At 71.8% G+C, this 17244-nt stretch carries 16 protein-coding genes and 1 pseudogene; 7 read left to right on the top strand and 10 right to left on the bottom strand.

What is annotated here, in order from left to right; genetic code table 11:
• Window positions 1-186 precede the first annotated feature (186 nt).
• From ACQY0Z_RS04950 to ACQY0Z_RS04940, 3 genes are all read right to left on the bottom strand, one after another.
• Window positions 187-1431, bottom strand: coding sequence for a DUF5667 domain-containing protein (locus ACQY0Z_RS04950; protein ID WP_439811884.1), 1245 nt, complete (start codon window positions 1429-1431; stop codon window positions 187-189).
• Window positions 1432-1681: 250 nt separating this feature from the next.
• Complete coding sequence (locus ACQY0Z_RS04945) at window positions 1682-2458, bottom strand: ECF subfamily RNA polymerase sigma factor, BldN family (protein WP_439811883.1); 777 nt, start codon at window positions 2456-2458, stop codon at window positions 1682-1684.
• Between the two features lie 368 nt (window positions 2459-2826).
• The gene (locus ACQY0Z_RS04940) at window positions 2827-3738 is read right to left on the bottom strand and encodes an HAD-IB family hydrolase (protein ID WP_137210640.1); all 912 of its coding nucleotides are present in this window, start codon (window positions 3736-3738) and stop codon (window positions 2827-2829) included.
• Window positions 3739-3853: 115 nt separating this feature from the next.
• Here ACQY0Z_RS04940 and ACQY0Z_RS04935 point away from each other — a divergent pair, with 115 nt between their 5' ends.
• From ACQY0Z_RS04935 to ACQY0Z_RS04915, 5 genes are all read left to right on the top strand, one after another.
• Window positions 3854-4126, top strand: a complete 273-nt coding sequence (locus ACQY0Z_RS04935; protein ID WP_246888057.1) for a glutaredoxin family protein — start codon at window positions 3854-3856, stop codon at window positions 4124-4126.
• A gap of 288 nt (window positions 4127-4414) precedes the next feature.
• A complete protein-coding gene (locus ACQY0Z_RS04930) occupies window positions 4415-5206 on the top strand; it encodes a redox-sensing transcriptional repressor Rex (RefSeq protein WP_189906999.1) in 792 nt (263 codons plus the stop codon).
• Window positions 5203-6912, top strand: coding sequence for a glutamyl-tRNA reductase (locus ACQY0Z_RS04925; RefSeq protein ID WP_254586913.1), 1710 nt, complete (start codon window positions 5203-5205; stop codon window positions 6910-6912). The genes ACQY0Z_RS04930 and ACQY0Z_RS04925 overlap by 4 nt, the downstream gene beginning before the upstream one ends.
• Window positions 6909-7868 carry a hydroxymethylbilane synthase gene (hemC, locus tag ACQY0Z_RS04920; RefSeq protein ID WP_189906995.1) on the top strand — a complete coding sequence of 320 codons (960 nt, stop codon included), beginning with the start codon at window positions 6909-6911 and terminating at the stop codon, window positions 7866-7868. Before ACQY0Z_RS04925 ends, hemC begins: the two co-directional genes overlap by 4 nt.
• The gene (locus ACQY0Z_RS04915) at window positions 7865-9571 is read left to right on the top strand and encodes a uroporphyrinogen-III synthase (RefSeq protein ID WP_439811882.1); all 1707 of its coding nucleotides are present in this window, start codon (window positions 7865-7867) and stop codon (window positions 9569-9571) included. The genes hemC and ACQY0Z_RS04915 overlap by 4 nt, the downstream gene beginning before the upstream one ends.
• 65 nt (window positions 9572-9636) lie before the next feature.
• Here the strand turns inward: ACQY0Z_RS04915 and ACQY0Z_RS04910 are convergent.
• The 3 genes and pseudogenes from ACQY0Z_RS04910 to ACQY0Z_RS04900 form a co-directional block, all read right to left on the bottom strand.
• Window positions 9637-10235, bottom strand: a pseudogene (locus ACQY0Z_RS04910) (nucleotidyltransferase family protein).
• Window positions 10232-10432: a DUF397 domain-containing protein gene (locus ACQY0Z_RS04905; protein ID WP_439811881.1), complete on the bottom strand. Its 201-nt coding sequence runs from the start codon at window positions 10430-10432 to the stop codon at window positions 10232-10234. The pseudogene ACQY0Z_RS04910 and the gene ACQY0Z_RS04905 overlap by 4 nt, the downstream one beginning before the upstream one ends.
• A complete protein-coding gene (locus tag ACQY0Z_RS04900; protein WP_439811880.1) occupies window positions 10429-11262 on the bottom strand; it encodes a helix-turn-helix domain-containing protein in 834 nt (277 codons plus the stop codon). The genes ACQY0Z_RS04905 and ACQY0Z_RS04900 overlap by 4 nt, the downstream gene beginning before the upstream one ends.
• Window positions 11263-11417: 155 nt before the next feature.
• Between ACQY0Z_RS04900 and ACQY0Z_RS04895 the strand changes: the two genes are divergently transcribed.
• Window positions 11418-11855, top strand: a complete 438-nt coding sequence (locus ACQY0Z_RS04895) for an ATP-binding protein (RefSeq protein ID WP_189906158.1) — start codon at window positions 11418-11420, stop codon at window positions 11853-11855.
• Window positions 11856-12346: 491 nt separating this feature from the next.
• Here ACQY0Z_RS04895 and ACQY0Z_RS04890 read toward each other — a convergent pair whose 3' ends face one another.
• Complete coding sequence (locus tag ACQY0Z_RS04890; RefSeq protein ID WP_254586919.1) at window positions 12347-13042, bottom strand: class I SAM-dependent methyltransferase; 696 nt, start codon at window positions 13040-13042, stop codon at window positions 12347-12349.
• Window positions 13043-13353: 311 nt separating this feature from the next.
• Between ACQY0Z_RS04890 and ACQY0Z_RS04885 the strand changes: the two genes are divergently transcribed.
• Window positions 13354-14328, top strand: coding sequence for a helix-turn-helix domain-containing protein (locus tag ACQY0Z_RS04885; RefSeq protein WP_254586920.1), 975 nt, complete (start codon window positions 13354-13356; stop codon window positions 14326-14328).
• 11 nt (window positions 14329-14339) lie between these two features.
• Here the strand turns inward: ACQY0Z_RS04885 and ACQY0Z_RS04880 are convergent, their stop codons facing one another.
• The 3 genes from ACQY0Z_RS04880 to ACQY0Z_RS04870 form a co-directional block, all read right to left on the bottom strand.
• Window positions 14340-14957 (bottom strand): DUF4232 domain-containing protein, encoded by a 618-nt coding sequence (locus ACQY0Z_RS04880; protein ID WP_439811879.1) that lies wholly within the window; start codon window positions 14955-14957, stop codon window positions 14340-14342.
• Between the two features lie 266 nt (window positions 14958-15223).
• On the bottom strand, window positions 15224-15886 hold the full coding sequence (locus ACQY0Z_RS04875) for a DUF4232 domain-containing protein (protein WP_381724380.1): 663 nt from the start codon (window positions 15884-15886) through the stop codon (window positions 15224-15226).
• 126 nt (window positions 15887-16012) lie between these two features.
• Window positions 16013-17230, bottom strand: coding sequence for a hypothetical protein (locus ACQY0Z_RS04870; protein WP_439811878.1), 1218 nt, complete (start codon window positions 17228-17230; stop codon window positions 16013-16015).
• Window positions 17231-17244 lie beyond the last annotated feature (14 nt).

Here is a 17244-nt window from a genome sequence, read left to right as displayed (position 1 = left end):
GGGGGCGGGGCGTTGAGCCGACGGACGGAGTCCGGTGCAGCCGTCCGAGGCCTGCGCTGCAGTGCGAGGGCGGCAGTCAGGAGGGGCCAAGCTGCTGGTGCAGCGTCGGTCGGTGTTCTTCCAAACGGCTGGTGACGTGGACCGGGGGGCGCCCCTCGCCTTCGTGCGGGAGGGGCGCCCCCGGTCTTACTCCCGGTCCTCCGCGTCGATGCCCAGACCCGGCAGCAGCCCGGGTAGGAGAGGTGGGAGCGTGACGTCGGGGGAGGGAGGCCGGGTGGCCGAGCCCGTCGGCGGCGGCGTGCTGCTCTGACCGCTCTCCTGGGGTGGGTCGAGGAGACCGCCCGTGTTCCCGCCGAGCAGGCCGTCCTTATCGCGCCCGGCGTCGGCGGAGCCGGTCGGGTCCGCGCTGCCCGCCTCGCCCGTGCCGGAACCGTCCCGTCCGGCGCCGGGGGACGTCGAGGGCCGGGCCGCGGACGGGGCGTCCGAGGCCGGGGCGGAGCCGCCGAGCCGCTTGCCGTCGTCCCCCTCGTCGCCGGGCGACGGGGGCAGCAGGGACTGCAGCGGGGCGACGTCCTCGTCTATGGCGTCGAACACCGACGTGACCTGCTCACTGACGTCACCGAGCTGCACGGGGAGCCGCTCGCGCAGGCTGCCCCAGGTGTCGCGGTGGGCACGGGAGAAGGAGGAGAGCGCCTGCATGGGGCCGAGGGAGTCCGGGTTGCGCTCGTACGCCTCGCGGAGCAGCCGGTGGCCCTCCGAGGCGTCGTACCGCATGCCGGACAGGGCGCGGCGGATCTCGTTCAGGGACTCGTGGTCGAGGGAGCCGGAGCGGTCGCGCTCCATCAGCCGGCGGGCCTCGTTGAGCCGGGTGGAGGCGTGGTCGAGGTAGACCCGTCCGCGCTCGTCGTCGCCGTCGGCGAGGGTGAGCTTGACGTCCTCGATGCCGCGCTTGAGCCCGTAGAGGGAGTCGCCGGGGAGGGCGTCGGAGCTGGCGGCGGCGACTCCGCCGAGGGCGCCGGCGGCGACGCCGACGGTGAGTCCGCCCGCGGTGAGCCCTTTGGCCAGCCGCGACCGGGGCCGCAGCCTGCCCAGCGGGGTCGCCCGGTGGGCGCCCTTGGCGCGGCGCGAGCGCTGTTCGGGAACGGCCCGGTCCGTCGCCTCGCCTGCGGCGGTGCCCTCCTGGAGCATGGCCTCGAACGCGGCCACCAGCTGGGCTCGCTGGACGACCTTCACCTCGGGGTCGAGTTCCGGCCGGGGCAGCGCGCCCAGACCGGAGGCCAGCGTGAGCAGCTGGGCCTGTTCGGTCCGGGCGGCGGCCGCGGCCGGTGCCGGTCCTTCGGTTCGCTCGGCCGCCGTGCCCCGGTCGGACTGCTCCTCCAGGGCCTGGGCGAAGGCGTTCGCCCGCCGGTGCGCCGATACGTTCGCGATCACTGGCGGCACCTCCTCTCGTCATGACGGTCGACTCCCCAGCGGGTCTGAGGGTTCCCGTGCCCGGACGACGCCACACGATCGGGTGAGCGGAGCCGGTCAGAGGGTGACCACAGGGAGCCTGTATCCCGCACAACGACGGGCGCGGCACTTGGGTTACGGACACCGGTAGCCCGATTGAGGAATCCAACCGGGTTTCACTCAGGGTGAGTTGAGTGTCGCTCGCTGTGCCCCGTCCGGTGGACGGGGCGGTTCAGCGGGCGTCGTCCGGGAGAAGCCGGGCGAGGGTGCGGACGGCCCGGTACTGGAGGGTCTTGATGGCGCCCTCGTTCTTGCCCATGACGCGGGCCGTCTCGGCGACGGACAGCCCTTGGAGGAATCGGAGCGTGACGCACTCCTGCTGTTGGGGGTTGAGTCGTCGTACGGCTTCGAGGAGGGCGGCGTTGGACAGGGACTCGAGAACGGAATCCTCGGGGGAGCGCTCGACCTCGTTGGCGTCGAGCATCTCCCCGGTGGTGACCTCGAGGCGGAAGCGGCTGGACTTGAAGTGGTCGGCGACCAGGTTGCGGGCGATGGTCACCAGCCAGGCGCCGAAGTCGCGGCCCTGCCAGGTGAAGGTGCCGATGCGGCGCAGCGCCCGCAGAAAGGTCTCGCTGGTGAGGTCCTCGGCGGTCGCCTTGCCGCCGACGCGGTAGTAGATGTAGCGGTAGACGGTGTCGCTGTACTGGTCGTAGAGCCGTCCGAAAGCCTCCGCCTCGCCGGCCTGGGCGCGCTCCACGAGGTCCATCATCCGGGCGCTGTCGCTGTCGGCGGCGGGACGGCGGACAGCGGAAGCGCCGGACGGACGTCCTCGTCTGCCGACCGCGGCCGTGCCCTCGGCGAGGGCGTAGCACGGGCCGGCGGGGACGGCGGCGAATGCGGGGACGGCGTGCGCGGGGGGGACGATTCCGCGCAACATGTCTCGGGCTGTCGCGACTGTCGCGCGCAGCGTAGCCAGGCCCGAGGCGTCAACCCCGACGTGTGGGTACACGGGACTCCCAGAGGCAGAGCTTCCATCACGTGCAGTGCGGGGCCGTTCACCCGTCGTGGCGAAGGGGCGGTCCCGGAATGCGTCTGAGGAGAATAACGCTTCGTGCAGGCTCTGCTACACCGAGTTGCTCAAATCATCGATTACGTCGCTTCCGTAACCGATTGACGCTTCTTCAGGGTTGAGAAGCTGATCGGTTGATGACCGGAAGTTTTCGAATTCCGGATAAGTCCGGGGCGAGTTGTGGCCGTGTGCAGCCAAGAGGACTGCTCGGGCCCGCCGCGGGGTACGGCAGTCGGTTTGGGGCGTGTCGCGGCCCGCGCGGTCACTGCGGGCACCCGCGCGGGCCGGTGCGAGGTGTCGTCGGGGCGTCAGCGGCGCTTGCGGTGCAGGGCGATGGCGGCCGCCGTGCCGCCGGCCACCGCGCCCACGCCGGCCGCGGCCGGGATGCCGACCTTGGCCGCCTTGCGGCCCGTGCGGTAGTCGCGCAGCCGCCAGTCCATCCGGCGGGCGTGCTTGCGGAGCTTGGAGTCCGGGTTGATCGCGTAGGGGTGGCCCACCAGCGACAGCATCGGGATGTCGTTGTGCGAGTCGCTGTAGGCGGCGCACCTGCTGAGGTCGAGCCCCTCGGCCAGGGCGAGGGCGCGGACCGCCTCCGCCTTCGCGGGGCCGTGCAGGGGTTCGCCCACGAGTTTGCCCGTGTACACGCCGTCGACCGACTCGGCGACGGTGCCCAGGGCGCCGGTCAGGCCGAGGCGGCGGGCGATCACCGTGGCGATCTCCACCGGGGCGGCGGTGACCAGCCACACCCGCTGGCCCGCGTCGAGGTGCGCCTGGGCCAGCGCGCGGGTGCCGGGCCAGATCCGCTCCGCCATGTACTCGTCGTAGATCTCCTCGCCGATGGACTGCAGCTCGGAGACGCGGTGGCCCTGGACGATGGAGAGCGCCGAGTCGCGCGCCTCCTGCATGTGCTCGGGGTCCTCGACGCCGGCCAGCCGGAACCACGCCTGCTGCCAGGCGAACCGGGCCAGCTCGCGGGTGTCGAAGAACTTCCGCTTGTACAGGCCCCGCCCGAAGTGGAACAGGGCGGCGCCCTGCATGACGGTGTTGTCCAGGTCGAAGAACGCGGCGGCCCGCTCGTCACCGGGTACCGGGAACTCGGGTTCGCGTTCGGAAACTTCCTGGGTGGTTTTGCGGGCGGCCTCCGCCGAGGCCTCGCCAGCCAACACGCTCCGCGCCGTGGCGGAGCGCCTACGGGGAGTGAGCCATCCGAGAGCGGCCATGGCGTGAGCATAGCCAGTGCGCCCGCCTGTTCCGGAGCCGAGAGGTCGCCACGTCGTGAACTCTGTGTGTCCCGGGCGGTGTCCCGGCCTTGTCCCGCGCGGGACAATGACCCGTATGAGCCCTCTCTTCCGCCGCGCCGGACCCCCGGGGGACCGGCTCGTCACGCTGATCCGCAAGCCCGGCTGCCATCTGTGCGACGACGCGCAGGTGGTGGTGGAGAAGGTGTGCTCCGAACGCGGGGTCCCGTGGGAGTCGAAGGACATCACGGAGGACCGGGAGCTGTACGAGAAGTACTGGGAGCAGATCCCCGTGGTGCTCGTCGACGGACGGCAGCACACCTTCTGGCGCGTGAACGAGGACCGTCTCCGCAAGGCCCTGGGCGACTGACCGGCCAGTTCAATCTGGCGGAAAGTCGCTTAGGATCGATGGTGGCTTGGTCTCGGGGGCGGGATTCACAGAGGAGAGTGTGCGGTTTTGCCCCCGGAAGCTAAGGAACGGCGGTGCGGGCGCGCCGGTTCCCCGCGTAGGTGCGGGGGGCGCGTGACCCCGGTCACGTTGGCCGGGCAAATCGGACACAATCTTTGTGCACGCGTTCACAAAGACATAGCCTGCATTCGACGGGGCGGTCCGGGGACGTATGACCGCCTGAAGCCCCGCTCTACCCGCAGGAGCACCGTGGCAACTGGCCGAACTCACCGACCGGCGACCCGTAGCCGAGGGATTCCCGAGGCCACCGTCGCCCGGCTTCCGCTGTACCTCCGCGCCCTGACCGCGCTCTCCGAGCGCTCGGTGCCCACGGTCTCCTCGGAGGAGTTGGCGGCCGCCGCGGGTGTCAACTCCGCGAAGCTGCGCAAGGACTTCTCCTACCTGGGTTCCTACGGCACCCGGGGCGTCGGCTACGACGTCGAGTATCTCGTGTACCAGATCAGCCGCGAACTCGGCCTCACCCAGGACTGGCCGGTCGTGATCGTCGGTATCGGTAACCTCGGTGCCGCCCTCGCCAACTACGGAGGGTTCGCCTCCCGTGGTTTCCGGGTCGCCGCGCTGATCGACGCCGACCCCGCGATGGCCGGGAAGCCCGTCGCCGGCATCCCCGTGCAGCACACGGACGAGCTCGAGGCGATCATCCGGGACAACGGCGTGTCCATCGGCGTCATCGCCACCCCGGCCGGCGCCGCCCAGCAGGTGTGCGACCGGCTCGTCGCCGCCGGCGTCACCTCCATCCTGAACTTCGCGCCGACCGTGCTGACCGTCCCCGACGGCGTCGACGTACGCAAGGTGGACCTCTCCATCGAACTGCAGATCCTCGCCTTCCACGAGCAGCGCAAGGCCGGCGAGGAGGCCGCCGCCGAGGTCACCACCTCCCAGGCCGCCGGCACCACCAACACCGCCGTCGCCGCCAAGCGCGAGGACTCCGCCACCGACCAGGGGCCCGACGGGGACGTACCCGCCGTGATGCCGGCATGAGTCTCCTCGTCGTCGGACTGAGCCACCGCAGCGCCCCGGTCAGCGTGCTGGAGCGGGCGTCGCTGAGCACGGAGGCGCAGACCAAGCTGCTGCAGGACACGGTCGCCGCCGAGCCCGCTTCCGAGGGCGCGGTCCTCGCCACCTGCAACCGCATCGAGCTGTACGCCGACGTGGACAAGTTCCACGCCGGTGTCGCCGAGCTGTCCACGCTGCTCGCCCAGCACAGCGGGGTCGGCCTCGAGGAGCTCACTCCTTATCTCTATGTGCACTACGAGGACCGGGCCGTCCACCACCTGTTCTCGGTGGCCTGCGGACTGGACTCCATGGTCGTCGGCGAGGGGCAGATCCTCGGCCAGATCAAGGACTCGCTGGCCCGCGCCCAGGCCACGCACACCGCCGGACGGCTGCTGAACGACCTGTTCCAGCAGGCGCTGCGGGTCGGCAAGCGCGCCCACTCCGAGACCGGCATCGACCGCGCCGGGCAGTCCCTGGTCACCTTCGGCCTGGAGCAGCTCGCGCTCGGCACGCCCGTCGCGACCTGGGCGCGCGGCAAGAAGGCCCTCGTCATAGGCGCCGGGTCGATGTCCTCGCTGTCCGCGGCGACGCTCGCGCGTGCCGGGATCGCCGAGGTCGTGGTCGCGAACCGCACGCCCGACCGCGCCGAGCGGCTGGTGCGGATCCTCACCGAGGGCGACGCCACGGACGTGACGGCCCGCGCGGTCCCGATGACATCGGTGCCGTTCGAGCTGACACGTGCCGATGTGGTCGTTTCCTGCACCGGTGCGACCGGCCTGGTCCTGACCGGCGACATGATCGCCGCGGGCGTCGAGGGACGCGTCGACCCGGCGCCGGTCGTCGACCTCGACGCCGTCGCCGAGGAGGACGCCCGCGAGAGCGCCCCGGCCGCGCCGGCTCCCGCCGAGGACGGCTGCCCGGTGGACCTGTCCACGGTGCGGCCCGGCTTCTCCGTGATGGGGGAGGCGGCCGTCGCCGGGATGGACGCGGCCACGCTGGAGCAGCACGGCGCGTGGGCGGCGGGCTCCGCCGTCGACCGCCGGGACGCCGCGCGCGGCACCGGTCCGGAGGCGGACGCCGAGGTCATCGGCGCGCTCGCCGCGGCCGCGTCCGCGATCGGCCGCATCCCCGAGCGCCGGCGGCCCGAGCCGGTGGACGTGCCGCAGCGCCCCGAGCCCGTGCTCTTCCTGCTGGACCTCGCCATGCCGCGGGACGTCGACGCGGCGGCGCACCGCCTGCCCGGCGTGCGGCTCGTCGACATCGAATCGCTCGCGGAGGCGTCCGCGGACGCCCCGATGGCTGCCGATGTGGACCAGGTGCGGCGTATCGTCTCCGACGAGGTCGCCGCGTTCGGGGCGGCACAGCGGGCGGCGCACATCACGCCGACCGTCGTCGCCCTGCGGACCATGGCGGCCGACGTGGTGGCCGGTGAGATGGCCCGCCTGGAGGGGCGGCTCCCCGGCCTGGACGACAAGCACCGCGCGGAGATCACCCAGACCGTGCGACGGGTGGTCGACAAGCTGCTGCACGCCCCGACGGTCCGGGTCAAGCAGCTCGCGGCCGAGCCCGGCGGGGCCGGGTACGCGGACGCGCTGCGCACCCTGTTCGACCTCGACCCCGAGACGGTGGCCTCCGTCTCCCGCGCCGAGGAAAGCACCGAGAAGAACGCAGAGAACCGAGGGCCGGGATGACTGAGAAGGCACTGAGGCTGGGGACCAGGCGGAGCAAGCTCGCCATGGCCCAGTCCGGGCAGGTGGCGGATGCCGTGAGCCAGGTGACCGGACGGCCCGTCGAGCTCGTCGAGATCACCACGTACGGCGACGTCTCGCGTGAGCACCTCGCGCAGATCGGCGGCACGGGCGTCTTCGTCGCCGCGCTGCGGGAGGCGCTGGCGCGCGGCGAGGTGGACTTCGCGGTGCACTCCCTCAAGGACCTGCCGACCGCCCAGCCCGACGAGCTGGTCGTGGCGGCGATCCCCGAGCGCGAGGACCCGCGGGACGTGATCATCGCGCGGGACGCGCTGAAGCTCACCGACCTGCCGCGCGGGGCGCGCATAGGCACCGGTTCGCCGCGCCGCATGGCGCAGCTGAACGCGTACGCCCGCGCGCACGGCATGGACATCGAGACGGTCCCGATCCGGGGCAACGTCGACACGCGCATCGGGTACGTCACCAAGGGCGACCTGGACGCGGTCGTGCTGGCGGCCGCCGGGCTCAACCGGGTCGGCCGCAGCGACGAGGTGACCGACTTCCTGTCGGTCGACACGGTTCTGCCCGCCCCCGGCCAGGGGGCACTGGCGATCGAGACCACCGCGGACAACGCGGAGCTCATCGCCGCGCTCGCCCAGCTCGACGACCCGTTCACCCGGGTCGCCGTGACGGCCGAGCGGTCACTGCTCGCCGCCCTGGAGGCCGGCTGCAGCGCCCCTGTCGGGGCGTTGGCCGACCTTCTGGCCGACGGGCAGACTGTCAAGGAAATGCGCCTGCGCGGAGTTGTCGGCACGACCGACGGTTCCACGCTGGTGCAGCTGTCCACCACCGGTCCCGTGCCCGAGACGCACGAGGCGGCGACGGCGCTCGGTCGCGAACTCGCCACCGAGATGCTTGCGCAGGGCGCGGCCGGTCTGATGGGGGAGCGAGCACTTTGAGCCCCACCACTCTTCCCGCCCCTCCGGAACAAGGGCACGTCACCTTCCTCGGTGCCGGACCCGGGGATCCGGGACTGCTGACCCTGCGCGCCGTGGAGGCCCTGGCGAACGCGGACGTCCTCGTCGCCGAGCACGACGTGCTCGATGTCGTACGGACGCACGCCAGGCAGGGCGTCGCCGAGGTGCACACGGACGCGGACACGTCTGCGTCGTCCACGCCGGGCACGGGCACGCCCCAGCTGACGGTCGTTGACGGCGCGTCAACAACCGCCGGTGTCCCCGCGAATAGGGATGCCGCACATCTTGTCATGGAGGCCGCGCGGGGCGGCAAGCGGGTCGTCCGTGCGGTGTCCGGCGACCCCGGGCTCGACGCGTACGCCGCCGAGGAGATGCTGGCGTGCGCCTCGGCCGGGGTGCCGTTCGAGGTCGTCCCCGGTGTCGCCACCGCGGTCGGCGTGCCCGCGTACGCCGGTGTGCCGCTGCGGGACGCCGAGGGCACCGACGTGCGGTTCGTCGACGCGCGTACGGCGTCCGACCGGTGCTGGACGGAGGTCGGCGCCTCCGACGGCACGGTGGTCGTCTCCACCACGCTGGACTCGGTGGCCGCCGCCGCGGGCGAACTGGTGTCCGCCGGACGTAAGCCCGACACCCCGCTGACGGTGACCGTCGCGGGCACCACGACCCGGCAGCGCACCTGGACGGCGACGCTCGGCACGATCGCGCAGACGCTGAAGCAGGCGAAGGTGCTGCCCTCCCCTGAGGGCGGCCGCCCGGTGATAGCCGTGGTCGGTGAGCGTTCCGCCGCCGCCCAGCGGGACCGGCTGGCGTGGTTCGAGTCCAAGCCGCTGTTCGGCTGGAAGGTGCTCGTGCCGCGCACCAAGGAGCAGGCGGCGTCGCTCTCCGACCAGCTGCGGTCCTACGGGGCCGTGCCGCACGAGGTGCCGACCATCGCGGTCGAGCCGCCGCGCACGCCCCAGCAGATGGAACGTGCCGTCAAGGGCCTGGTCACCGGCCGCTACGAGTGGATCGCGTTCACGTCGGTCAACGCGGTCAAGGCGGTCCGCGAGAAGTTCGAGGAGTACGGGCTCGACGCCCGCGCCTTCGCCGGGATCAAGGTCGCGGCGGTGGGCGAGCAGACGGCCAACGCGCTGATCGACTTCGGCGTGCGGCCGGACCTGGTGCCGAGCGGCGAGCAGTCGGCGCGCGGGCTGGTGGAGGACTGGCCGCCGTACGACCCGGTCTTCGACCCGATCGACCGCGTCTTCCTGCCGCGCGCCGACATCGCCACCGAGACGCTGGTCGCGGGGCTGATCGAACTGGGCTGGGAGGTCGACGACGTCACCGCCTACCGGACGGTGCGCGCGTCGCCGCCGCCGGCGGAGACCCGTGAGGCGATCAAGGGCGGCGGTTTCGACGCGGTGCTGTTCACCTCGTCGTCGACGGTCCGGAACCTGGGCGGCATCGCCGGCAAGCCGCACAACGTGACGGTGATCGCGTGTATCGGTCCGGCCACGGCGAAGACGGCCGAGGAGCACGGGCTGCGGGTCGACGTGATGGCCCCCGAGCCGTCGGTCCACAAGCTGGCGGAGGCCCTCGCGGACTTCGGCGCGCGGCGCCGGCTGGCGGCGCTGGAGGCGGGTGACCCGGTCACCCGGCCCAGCGAGCGGCGGCCGGGGGCGCGGAGACGTCGGTCGACGACGTGAGGTGAGCGGGAGTTTGTGACGGCGGGGCGTGTCTGCGGACACGCCCCGCCGTCGTTTGCCGTCGCTCAGGCCGTGGGCCAGTCCAGCACCGTGAGCTCCGGCCACTGCCTGCGCCAGCGCTCGGTCTTCGCCTCGTACACGGCGCGGGGCGCGAGGACGGGGTTGGGCCGTACGACGAGCCCGAACACGTCGGACAGCCCGTGCGGCGCGTACACCCGCCACCGGCCGTCGGGGCTGAGGCGGACGCCGAGACAGCAGGTGGTGGCGGCGAAGCTGTCGATGGCCGCTTCGGTGGAGGTGTAGGGGGCGCAGGGGACGCCGAACTTCCGCTCGTACCAGAGGTGGACGCGGGCCTCGTTGCGGATCTCCACCTCGGCGGGGAGCCCCGCGAAGACGTCCGCCGCGGCGCGGATCACCTTGTCCTCGGCCTCCCAGGACAGGTCGCCGTCGTCGAAGTAGAAGACGTCGTAGTCCTTGATGCCCTCGGCGGGCGGGCGGCCGGTGACGACGTTCCACACGGTCTGGAAGAGGCAGCCGGCGGTGACGTAGTGGTCGGGGAGGCCGAGGGTCGCCGTGCGGTGGAGACCTCCAGCAATGTCTCGTTGCGGGAGAGGGCGGCTTGCAGGGCGGTGAGTTGCTCGTCCAGGGGGAGACGGGTGGTCATCGGGGGCGCGAGGCGTAGGGGAGGAAGGTTGCCCAGGCGGTGGGCGCCACGGTCAGGCGGGGGCCGTCCGGGGTCTTGGAGTCGCGAACGAGGACGTGGCTCTCGTTCGGGATGGCCACCTCGACGCAGTCGGGGCCCTCGTCCGTGCTGTAGCTGCTCTTCGTCCACACGAGAGGGGTGTCCGCCTTCAGAGTCATGTCTCTCCCAGCACTTTCTCGATGAGGGCCAGTGAATCTCGCGGGCTGAGCGCCTGCGCCCGGATGGCTCCGTAACGCATCTCGAGAAGCTGCACTTCCTTCGGGTCGGCGATCACACGGCTGATGTGCTGCACCTCCAGATGTCCCACCGTCGCACCGTCCTTCAGCCTGAGCAGCCGGAACGACCCAGCGAGGCCAGGGTTCTCCTCGTGGCTCAGCGGGAGCACCTGGAGGTCGACGTGCGGGAACCCGCCGACGGCCAACAGGCGTTCGAGTTGCCCGCGCATGACCATCCTGCCCCCGAGGGGACGGCGAAGTGTGGACTCGCACTGGACGAAGCTGAAAAGTGGTCGGCCCGCTGTCTCGCTGACGATCTCCTGGCGCGCGACGCGGGCGGACAGCCGCTGGTCCAGTTCGTCCGCCGTGAACGGAGGCCGACGGGCGCTGAAGACCGCGTGGGCGTACTCCGGTGTCTGCAACAGGCCGTGGATCACGGAGTTGTTGTAGGCGGCCAACTCGACGGCCTCCGTCTCCAGCTTCTTCAGGTCGCGCACGGTCTTGGGGTACCGGATCTCCGCGACGTCCTTCTTCATCGCGGAGATCTTGCCGCCCGCGCCGAGCGCCTCGTCCGCCGCGTCCAGGTACTCCGGCCGAGGAATTCGCCGCCCCCGCTCCACCGAGGAGACCAGCTCCTCCCCGTACCCGATCGCCGCCCCGAACTCCGCCTGGGTGAGGCCGGCCGCCTCCCGCCACAGCTTGAGCTGCCGTACGACCGTGCGCATGACGGCCCCGGCCTCCTCGTCGCCCAGCCACGCTTCCCACCCGCTCATGCCCACCGTCCTCCCGCCGCGCGCCCTTCCCCGGATCAACTCCGGCCGTCCGCGCCCGGTCACCCCGTGCAGCCCGGACGGAAACCGGACACCTCACGGACAGCCCCTGGTCGCACGGGCCGCCCTTCTTCACAGATTACGCATGGAAGAACACTGTGAGTGATGTGAGTCAAGAAGTCACCGCACCAAGCGCCCCGCTCCACCAGTTCACAGTGCCGCTCTCCGCGACCCGACGAGGCGCCCGTCTCGCGCGTCTGCTCGCCGCCGAGCAACTGCGCTCCTGGGGGCTGCCACTCGACCCGGCTCGGCTGATCGTCGCCGAACTCGCTACGAATGCGGTCGTGCACGGCCGAGTTCCGGGCCGCAGTTTCCGACTCGGCCTCAGCGTCACAGCGTCCGTCACCCTCCGCATCGAGGTCACCGATACCCGGGGTGAGTGCGTGCCCACGCGGGCACGGACACTCGCCGAGGCTGAACCTGCCGAGTCCGGTTACGGCCTGCTGCTGGTCGAGGAGCTGGCCGACCGCTGGGGCGTGTTCGGAGGCCTGGCGCCGTGCAAGACCGTGTGGGCGGAGCTGGACCTCGGCCAGTGACAGTCTGCCTGTCAGTTGCCTGAGCTCGAAGGGGCTCGCTTCAGCACGGTCCAGCTCCATTGGCGTCCGCGGACCACGCTGATCGTCTGAGCGGTGATGCGCCATCCGGGCATCCATCCGCCACGGCCGTGGTTGCGCGCCATGGACTAGGGACCCAGTAACCCAGACGGCCATGAGCGGGCAAGGTGATCACCGGAGCGTCGACGTCGTCCAGCGACGGAACCCACGAAAGCCCGGGGACGGGCACCTCCAGGATCGTGCCGACCGGCCGGGGCGGGCGCCTGGTGATGACGGGCGGGTTCAACTCGTGCAGCTGCTCGGTCGGGGCCTCGGGGCGGTAGCGGGGCTTGCCGGACTCGGAGCATTGCCTCCGTGCGTCAGCACGGCGATGGGGGTAGACCTTTCTACTCCGTACGTCCATCTGTATGGCGCTACCGCAGAGACGGCATTGTGCGCTCGCCGAGTAGGAAGACCGTGGCACGGAGTTCCCTTCAGTGAGTGAAGGACGTGGCATCGTCTGCCCAGTCAGGCCGCCGTGCTTCGACGATGATCGTGCCCAGTGCTTGGCCGGTGGGCGCGGGAAGACACCGTGCCTCGACGTCGATGAAGCCATGCCTGTGCGCGAGGCCGGCCCACGTCTCGGGGGGATGGCACCAGCGGTCCACGGTCATCTCCCTGCCCTCAGGACCCCTCCCGTACATGGGTTGGCGGCCGGTGAGGTGCCTGGGCGTTTCACCGTGTGAGAAGACGAACACCCCACCCGGTGACAGCCGCTCGGCCACCAGCGGGAACAGCTCGTCCGGGTCGGTGAACCACACCGCGCCCCAGATCGAGTAGATGGTGTCGTACGTCTGGTCGTCCCCACGGAGGAAGGAGCAGGCTTCTCCTTCCTCGATCGTCAGGGTGGGGACGTCCTTCCACCACCGGCGGGCCCGCTCGACCTGGACGGGGGAGAGGTCCAGTGCCGTGACGCGTACCCCACGGCGCGCCAGCCAGGACGCCTCCCTGCACTCGGCCGCCCCCAGCTCGAGCGCGGTGCGCGGTCGGCCGAGCAGTTCGGCTCCGGGGCCGTGCCCTTCGTATTGCGTCCACTCGAAGGCCGCCGCGTCGGGTGCCGGTGACGGTTCGTCCCGGTCGGGTTTGTAGCGGTCCCAGAAGAAGGCGGGATCCTGTGGCGAGCGGAGCATAAGAGTGTCCTCGAGTGCACGGGCCGGAGCCGGGTAGGGCGGGATTCGGTGGGGTGAGGGGCGGGGCTTCGGGACGTAAAAGACCTAAGTACCAGGGGTAAAAACCAACCAACCCCACCAAACCTTGCGTTGATCACTCGGCTGGGTGAAACGCGTCGAACTGGGTGGCGCCGCGGTGGTGTGGGCGGGCACTCTCGGCGTAGAGGGCCGGATCAACTCGGCGCTCTCACAACTCCGTACAGACGTCGGCCCCCGCCGGGACTAGCACTCCCGGGCGAGGGCCTGACCACAGAGGAAGAAGCCCCTTCCCCATGGCTGAGCAGAAGCTTAGTGCTGCCCCGCGCCCGATTCAGGGTGTTCGACGATCCACCACCCACTCCGGTGTCACACACGTACGTACGTACCAGTCCGGGCAGTACGTCGTCGTCGGCAACCACCTGGCCCAGCACCGCGAGTTGTCGCTGACCGCGATCGGGCTGGCGACCCACATCTTCTCGGTGCCCGAGAGCACCCCGGTCGACATCCGCAGCCTTGCCGAGCGCTTTCCGGAAGGACGGGACCGGATCGCCTTCGCCTTGCGGGAGTTGGAGGCGCACGGGTATCTGCGGCGCGTCCGCGAGCGCACGGAGGACGGCCAACTCGTGACGCGGACGTACGCCCACCATGCGCCGGTGGACGTGGCGTGCGCCGGTGTTGCAGGGATCGAGCGGCGTCCGACGGGAGGCCGCGCGCGTACGCGTGAGGCCGTGGCTGGTGTCAGCCGCGAGGAGACGGCCCAGGAGGATGATCTAGCGCCCTGTGAGGTGCCGTCCGATTCGGCTGCCGCCGTGGAGCCGGACGTGGTCGCGCCTCCTGTTGAGCCGCCGGAGGCACCCGCGCCTCGTGGGCCCCTTCATGAGAAGGCGGTGAGGCTGCTTGCCGGTCTGCGGCGGGCCGATGAGCGGCTCACCCTGTCGCTGCGGGACGTGCACAGGCTGGCCCCGGCCGTCGTCGCCTGGTTCGAACGGGGCGCCGCCCCCGCGGCCGTGCTCCGCACCTTGACCGCCGACCTGCCCGTCACCATGAAGCACCCTGCGGGCGTGCTCGCCTACCGCCTGCGAGAGCTGCTGCCGCCGCCCCTTCCCGCGGTCCCGGAACCTCCACCGGTCACGGCCGGTGTCCACCGACCGCATCCCTTCCAGGAGTGTGACGGCTGCGAGCGGGTCTTCCGCGCACCGGAGCCGGGCCGCTGCCGCGACTGCCGGTACGGGCAGGCGACAGCGGAAGGGACCGTCAGAGCGGCCTGAAGCCGGCCCGTTCAGCCGCCCTGGCCCGCGCTGCCGATCGGGCCGACCTTCACCGGGGTGCCCGAGCCGTCCGTGACGGGGAGGGACGTGCCCGGCCAGTCGAGGGTGACGGACTTCGTCTCGTTCGGCGGGGTGACGACGAGGCCCGTGACGTCGACGCCGGAGCCACCGGAGTCGTTGACCGGGTAGGTGACCGCGAACGACACCGACTTGCCGTCCTTGAGGACGACGGAAGGGGCCTCCTCCCCGGTGCGCTCCGCGGAGAGCGCGCCCGCGTCCGTCTTCAGGTCGACGCCCGCGTAACCGGTCAGCGCGCAGTCGCGGCCTCCGCCGTTGACGAAGGTCACCGCGACGGTGCCCACGGTGTCGCCGTCGATGGTGACGTTCTCGGCGGTGACCTCCAGCTCGTCGGTGCGGCAGTCGTCCACCTTGCCGTTCTCGTTGCTGCCGGTCCCGGCGACCGTGCCCTCCTCCTGGCCCTTGTCCGTGCCGTTGCCTCCTGTGGAGGAACCGGCGGGGGACGAGGCGGCCGGCTGGGGGTCCGCGGCGATGTCGTCGTTCTGGCAGGAGGTGAGCGAGAGGCCCGCGACGACGGCGAGGGCGGCGACGGTGAGCTTGGTGGCGCGCATGGTGGTTTCCTCCGGAAGCGGTGGCGGCGGTGCTCTAGGTGACGGACCGTCAGTGCGTCCGTCCCGCTCACCAAGACAGCTCCGCCCGCCCCGCCGTTTCGTCCGGCTGCGCTCTCGTACGTGTCTGTTACGCACGTGACCCGGTGGTGACGCGCCCCAGGTCAGAGGCGGGGTCGCCGATGAAGGACGGGGGTGGCAGGGGGCGGGCGTCGGCGGCGGTGTCCGTCGTGCGCGGAACCGTAGTCCCGCGCACCGACAACCGGAGGTCAGGACTGCGTGACCGGGCGCATCGCGAGGCCCTCCGTGGGCTGCCAGCCGGTGACGCGCTGGCCGTCGTCCGCCTGGAACGACCCCTCGGTCGGCATCTCCAACTCGATCGGCTCCTCCGCCTCCGCCTCGCCGCCCGGGCTGCCGAGGGTGAGCGTCATGAAGGTCACCTCGTAGGTGTCCCGGTTCCCGCCCGTCGCGAGGACGCCCGCGTACGCCTTGTCGCCGGGGGCGAGCGTGAACGGCTCGTCGGCCTCCGTGCCTTCCATCACCGGAGCCGGGCCCTGCGCGTCGCCCAGCATGATCTCCGGCGCGTTCCGGACCTCGCACTCCTTGTCGCTGCTGTTGGTCGCGACCACCATGACGTGCCGGACCGGCTTACCTCGCTCCCCGTAGTTCGACGTGGCGAAGGTGAGGTCCTCCATCGTGCAGAGGTCCGTGCCCGCCGCGTCGTCCCCGTCGGTCGCGTCGTCCCCGCCGGTCGCGTCGTCCGGCGCCGGGGACGACTGCTGGCTCACCGAGGGGGTCGGGGGCGCGGTCTCTTCCGGCCCGTTCGCGTTGTCCTCCTCGCACGCCGTCGTCGCCAGCAGCGCGGCGGCGACCGCCGCGCCGACGGCGTACGACGTCCAGGGACGGCGGGTTCTGCGGGTCGTGGTCTGCATCGGTGTCTCCCCGTGGTCGGACCAGTACGTCTGGTGCGTACAAGCACGGGATTCCGCGGCCCGCGGTTGCCCCGCAGTCCCTTTCAGGGCGTGTTGTTACCGATCATGCACATATCCGCCGCCGACTCACCGGCGCTGTGACCCGGGCGCGACCGTCAGGGGCCCGGTGCGGTTCACGTACGGCCGCGAGACCACCGTCACGCACACCGACACCGCCGCCAGCGCCGTGATCGTCACCGTCGGTGAGAACACCTGCGCCGTCCCGCCCGCGACCGCCGCCCCGATGCCCTGCCAGGTCATCCGGCCCGCCGACTCCACGCCCTGCACCTGGCCGCGCACCTGCTCGGGCGTGAGGGCCAGGAGCCGTTCCTGGAGGGGGAGCGTGGCCGCGAAGCCCGCGCTCGCCACGAACACCGCGACCGCCGCCAGCGCCGTCGGCGGGTGCAGGGCGAACAGCAGGTACGGCGCCGCGAGCAGCAGCCGGAGCGGGTACGCGCAGCGGCGGCGCCACTCGGCGGAGAGCAGGCGGCCGACCGTCAGGTCGCCGAGGAGCATCCCTCCGGACGCGGCGGCCAGCAGGAGGCCGGCGTCCTCCTGGGCGTACGGGATGAACAGGGCCTCGCAGCCGACGATCAGGCCGTTGGGCACCCACAGGTTGAGGAGCAGGGCGCGCGGGCCGGTGCGGGAGAGGAGCGCCGCGTTGGCCGTCCACGTCTCGCGCAGGCCGGGGTGGCGGGGCGGGCGGATGGAGCGTTCCCGTACGGTCGCCGCCGTCACGGCGAGAGCGGCCGCCGTCAGTCCGGCCGCCGCGAGGAACAGGCCCTGCGGGGTGAGGTGGCGCAGCAGCACCGCGCCCAGCGCGAACCCGAGGACGGAGGTGCCGCCCGCGGTGATGTTCATCAGCGAGCGCGCCGGGACGTACGCGGAGGCGGGCACCACCTCGGCGAGCAGGCCCATGCGCGTCCCCGTGTTGAGCGACTGGAAGAAGCCGAGGAGGAGGAGCAGCACGAAGCGGGCGGCGAGCGGCATGCCCGGGAGCGCCTGTGCGCAGGCGCCCGCGAGGGCGACGCACTGGAGCGCGACCAGGATGCGGCGCGGGCGGCTGCCGTCCGCGACCGACATCAGCGTGGTCGCGCCGAGCACGGTCGCGAACGTCGCGCCGTACATGCTCACGGCGGTGAGGAACGGGGAGCCGGTCGACCGGTCGACGAGCGTGCCGAGCGCGAAGCCGGAGAGGGTGCTCGCGCCGACGGTGAGCGTGAAACCGGCGTACAGGCCGGCGAACTCGCGGTTGCGGAGCAGGGATCGGTAACCAGGTTCAGGCGTAGGGGTGTTGGCAGGCATGAAAAAAGCCTTCG

Origin of the sequence: Streptomyces sp. P9-2 (assembly GCF_051903975.1) — a bacterium.
In the GTDB taxonomy this organism is placed as follows: domain Bacteria; phylum Actinomycetota; class Actinomycetes; order Streptomycetales; family Streptomycetaceae; genus Streptomyces; species Streptomyces cellulosae.
This window is presented reverse-complemented; position numbering and strand designations above follow the sequence as displayed.

What these genes read in the sequence shown, in the direction of transcription:
- ACQY0Z_RS04885 (WP_254586920.1), top strand. Translation starts at nt 13,354, where the DNA reads ATGGCTGAGCAGAAGCTTAGTGCTGCCCCGCGCCCGATTCAGGGTGTT.
- ACQY0Z_RS04870 (WP_439811878.1), bottom strand. Translation starts at nt 17,230, where the DNA reads ATGCCTGCCAACACCCCTACGCCTGAACCTGGTTACCGATCCCTGCTC.
- ACQY0Z_RS04890 (WP_254586919.1), bottom strand. Translation starts at nt 13,042, where the DNA reads ATGCTCCGCTCGCCACAGGATCCCGCCTTCTTCTGGGACCGCTACAAA.
- ACQY0Z_RS04925 (WP_254586913.1), top strand. Translation starts at nt 5,203, where the DNA reads ATGAGTCTCCTCGTCGTCGGACTGAGCCACCGCAGCGCCCCGGTCAGC.
- ACQY0Z_RS04905 (WP_439811881.1), bottom strand. Translation starts at nt 10,432, where the DNA reads ATGACTCTGAAGGCGGACACCCCTCTCGTGTGGACGAAGAGCAGCTAC.
- ACQY0Z_RS04875 (WP_381724380.1), bottom strand. Translation starts at nt 15,886, where the DNA reads ATGCAGACCACGACCCGCAGAACCCGCCGTCCCTGGACGTCGTACGCC.
- ACQY0Z_RS04935 (WP_246888057.1), top strand. Translation starts at nt 3,854, where the DNA reads ATGAGCCCTCTCTTCCGCCGCGCCGGACCCCCGGGGGACCGGCTCGTC.
- ACQY0Z_RS04880 (WP_439811879.1), bottom strand. Translation starts at nt 14,957, where the DNA reads ATGCGCGCCACCAAGCTCACCGTCGCCGCCCTCGCCGTCGTCGCGGGC.
- ACQY0Z_RS04940 (WP_137210640.1), bottom strand. Translation starts at nt 3,738, where the DNA reads ATGGCCGCTCTCGGATGGCTCACTCCCCGTAGGCGCTCCGCCACGGCG.
- ACQY0Z_RS04900 (WP_439811880.1), bottom strand. Translation starts at nt 11,262, where the DNA reads ATGAGCGGGTGGGAAGCGTGGCTGGGCGACGAGGAGGCCGGGGCCGTC.
- hemC (WP_189906995.1), top strand. Translation starts at nt 6,909, where the DNA reads ATGACTGAGAAGGCACTGAGGCTGGGGACCAGGCGGAGCAAGCTCGCC.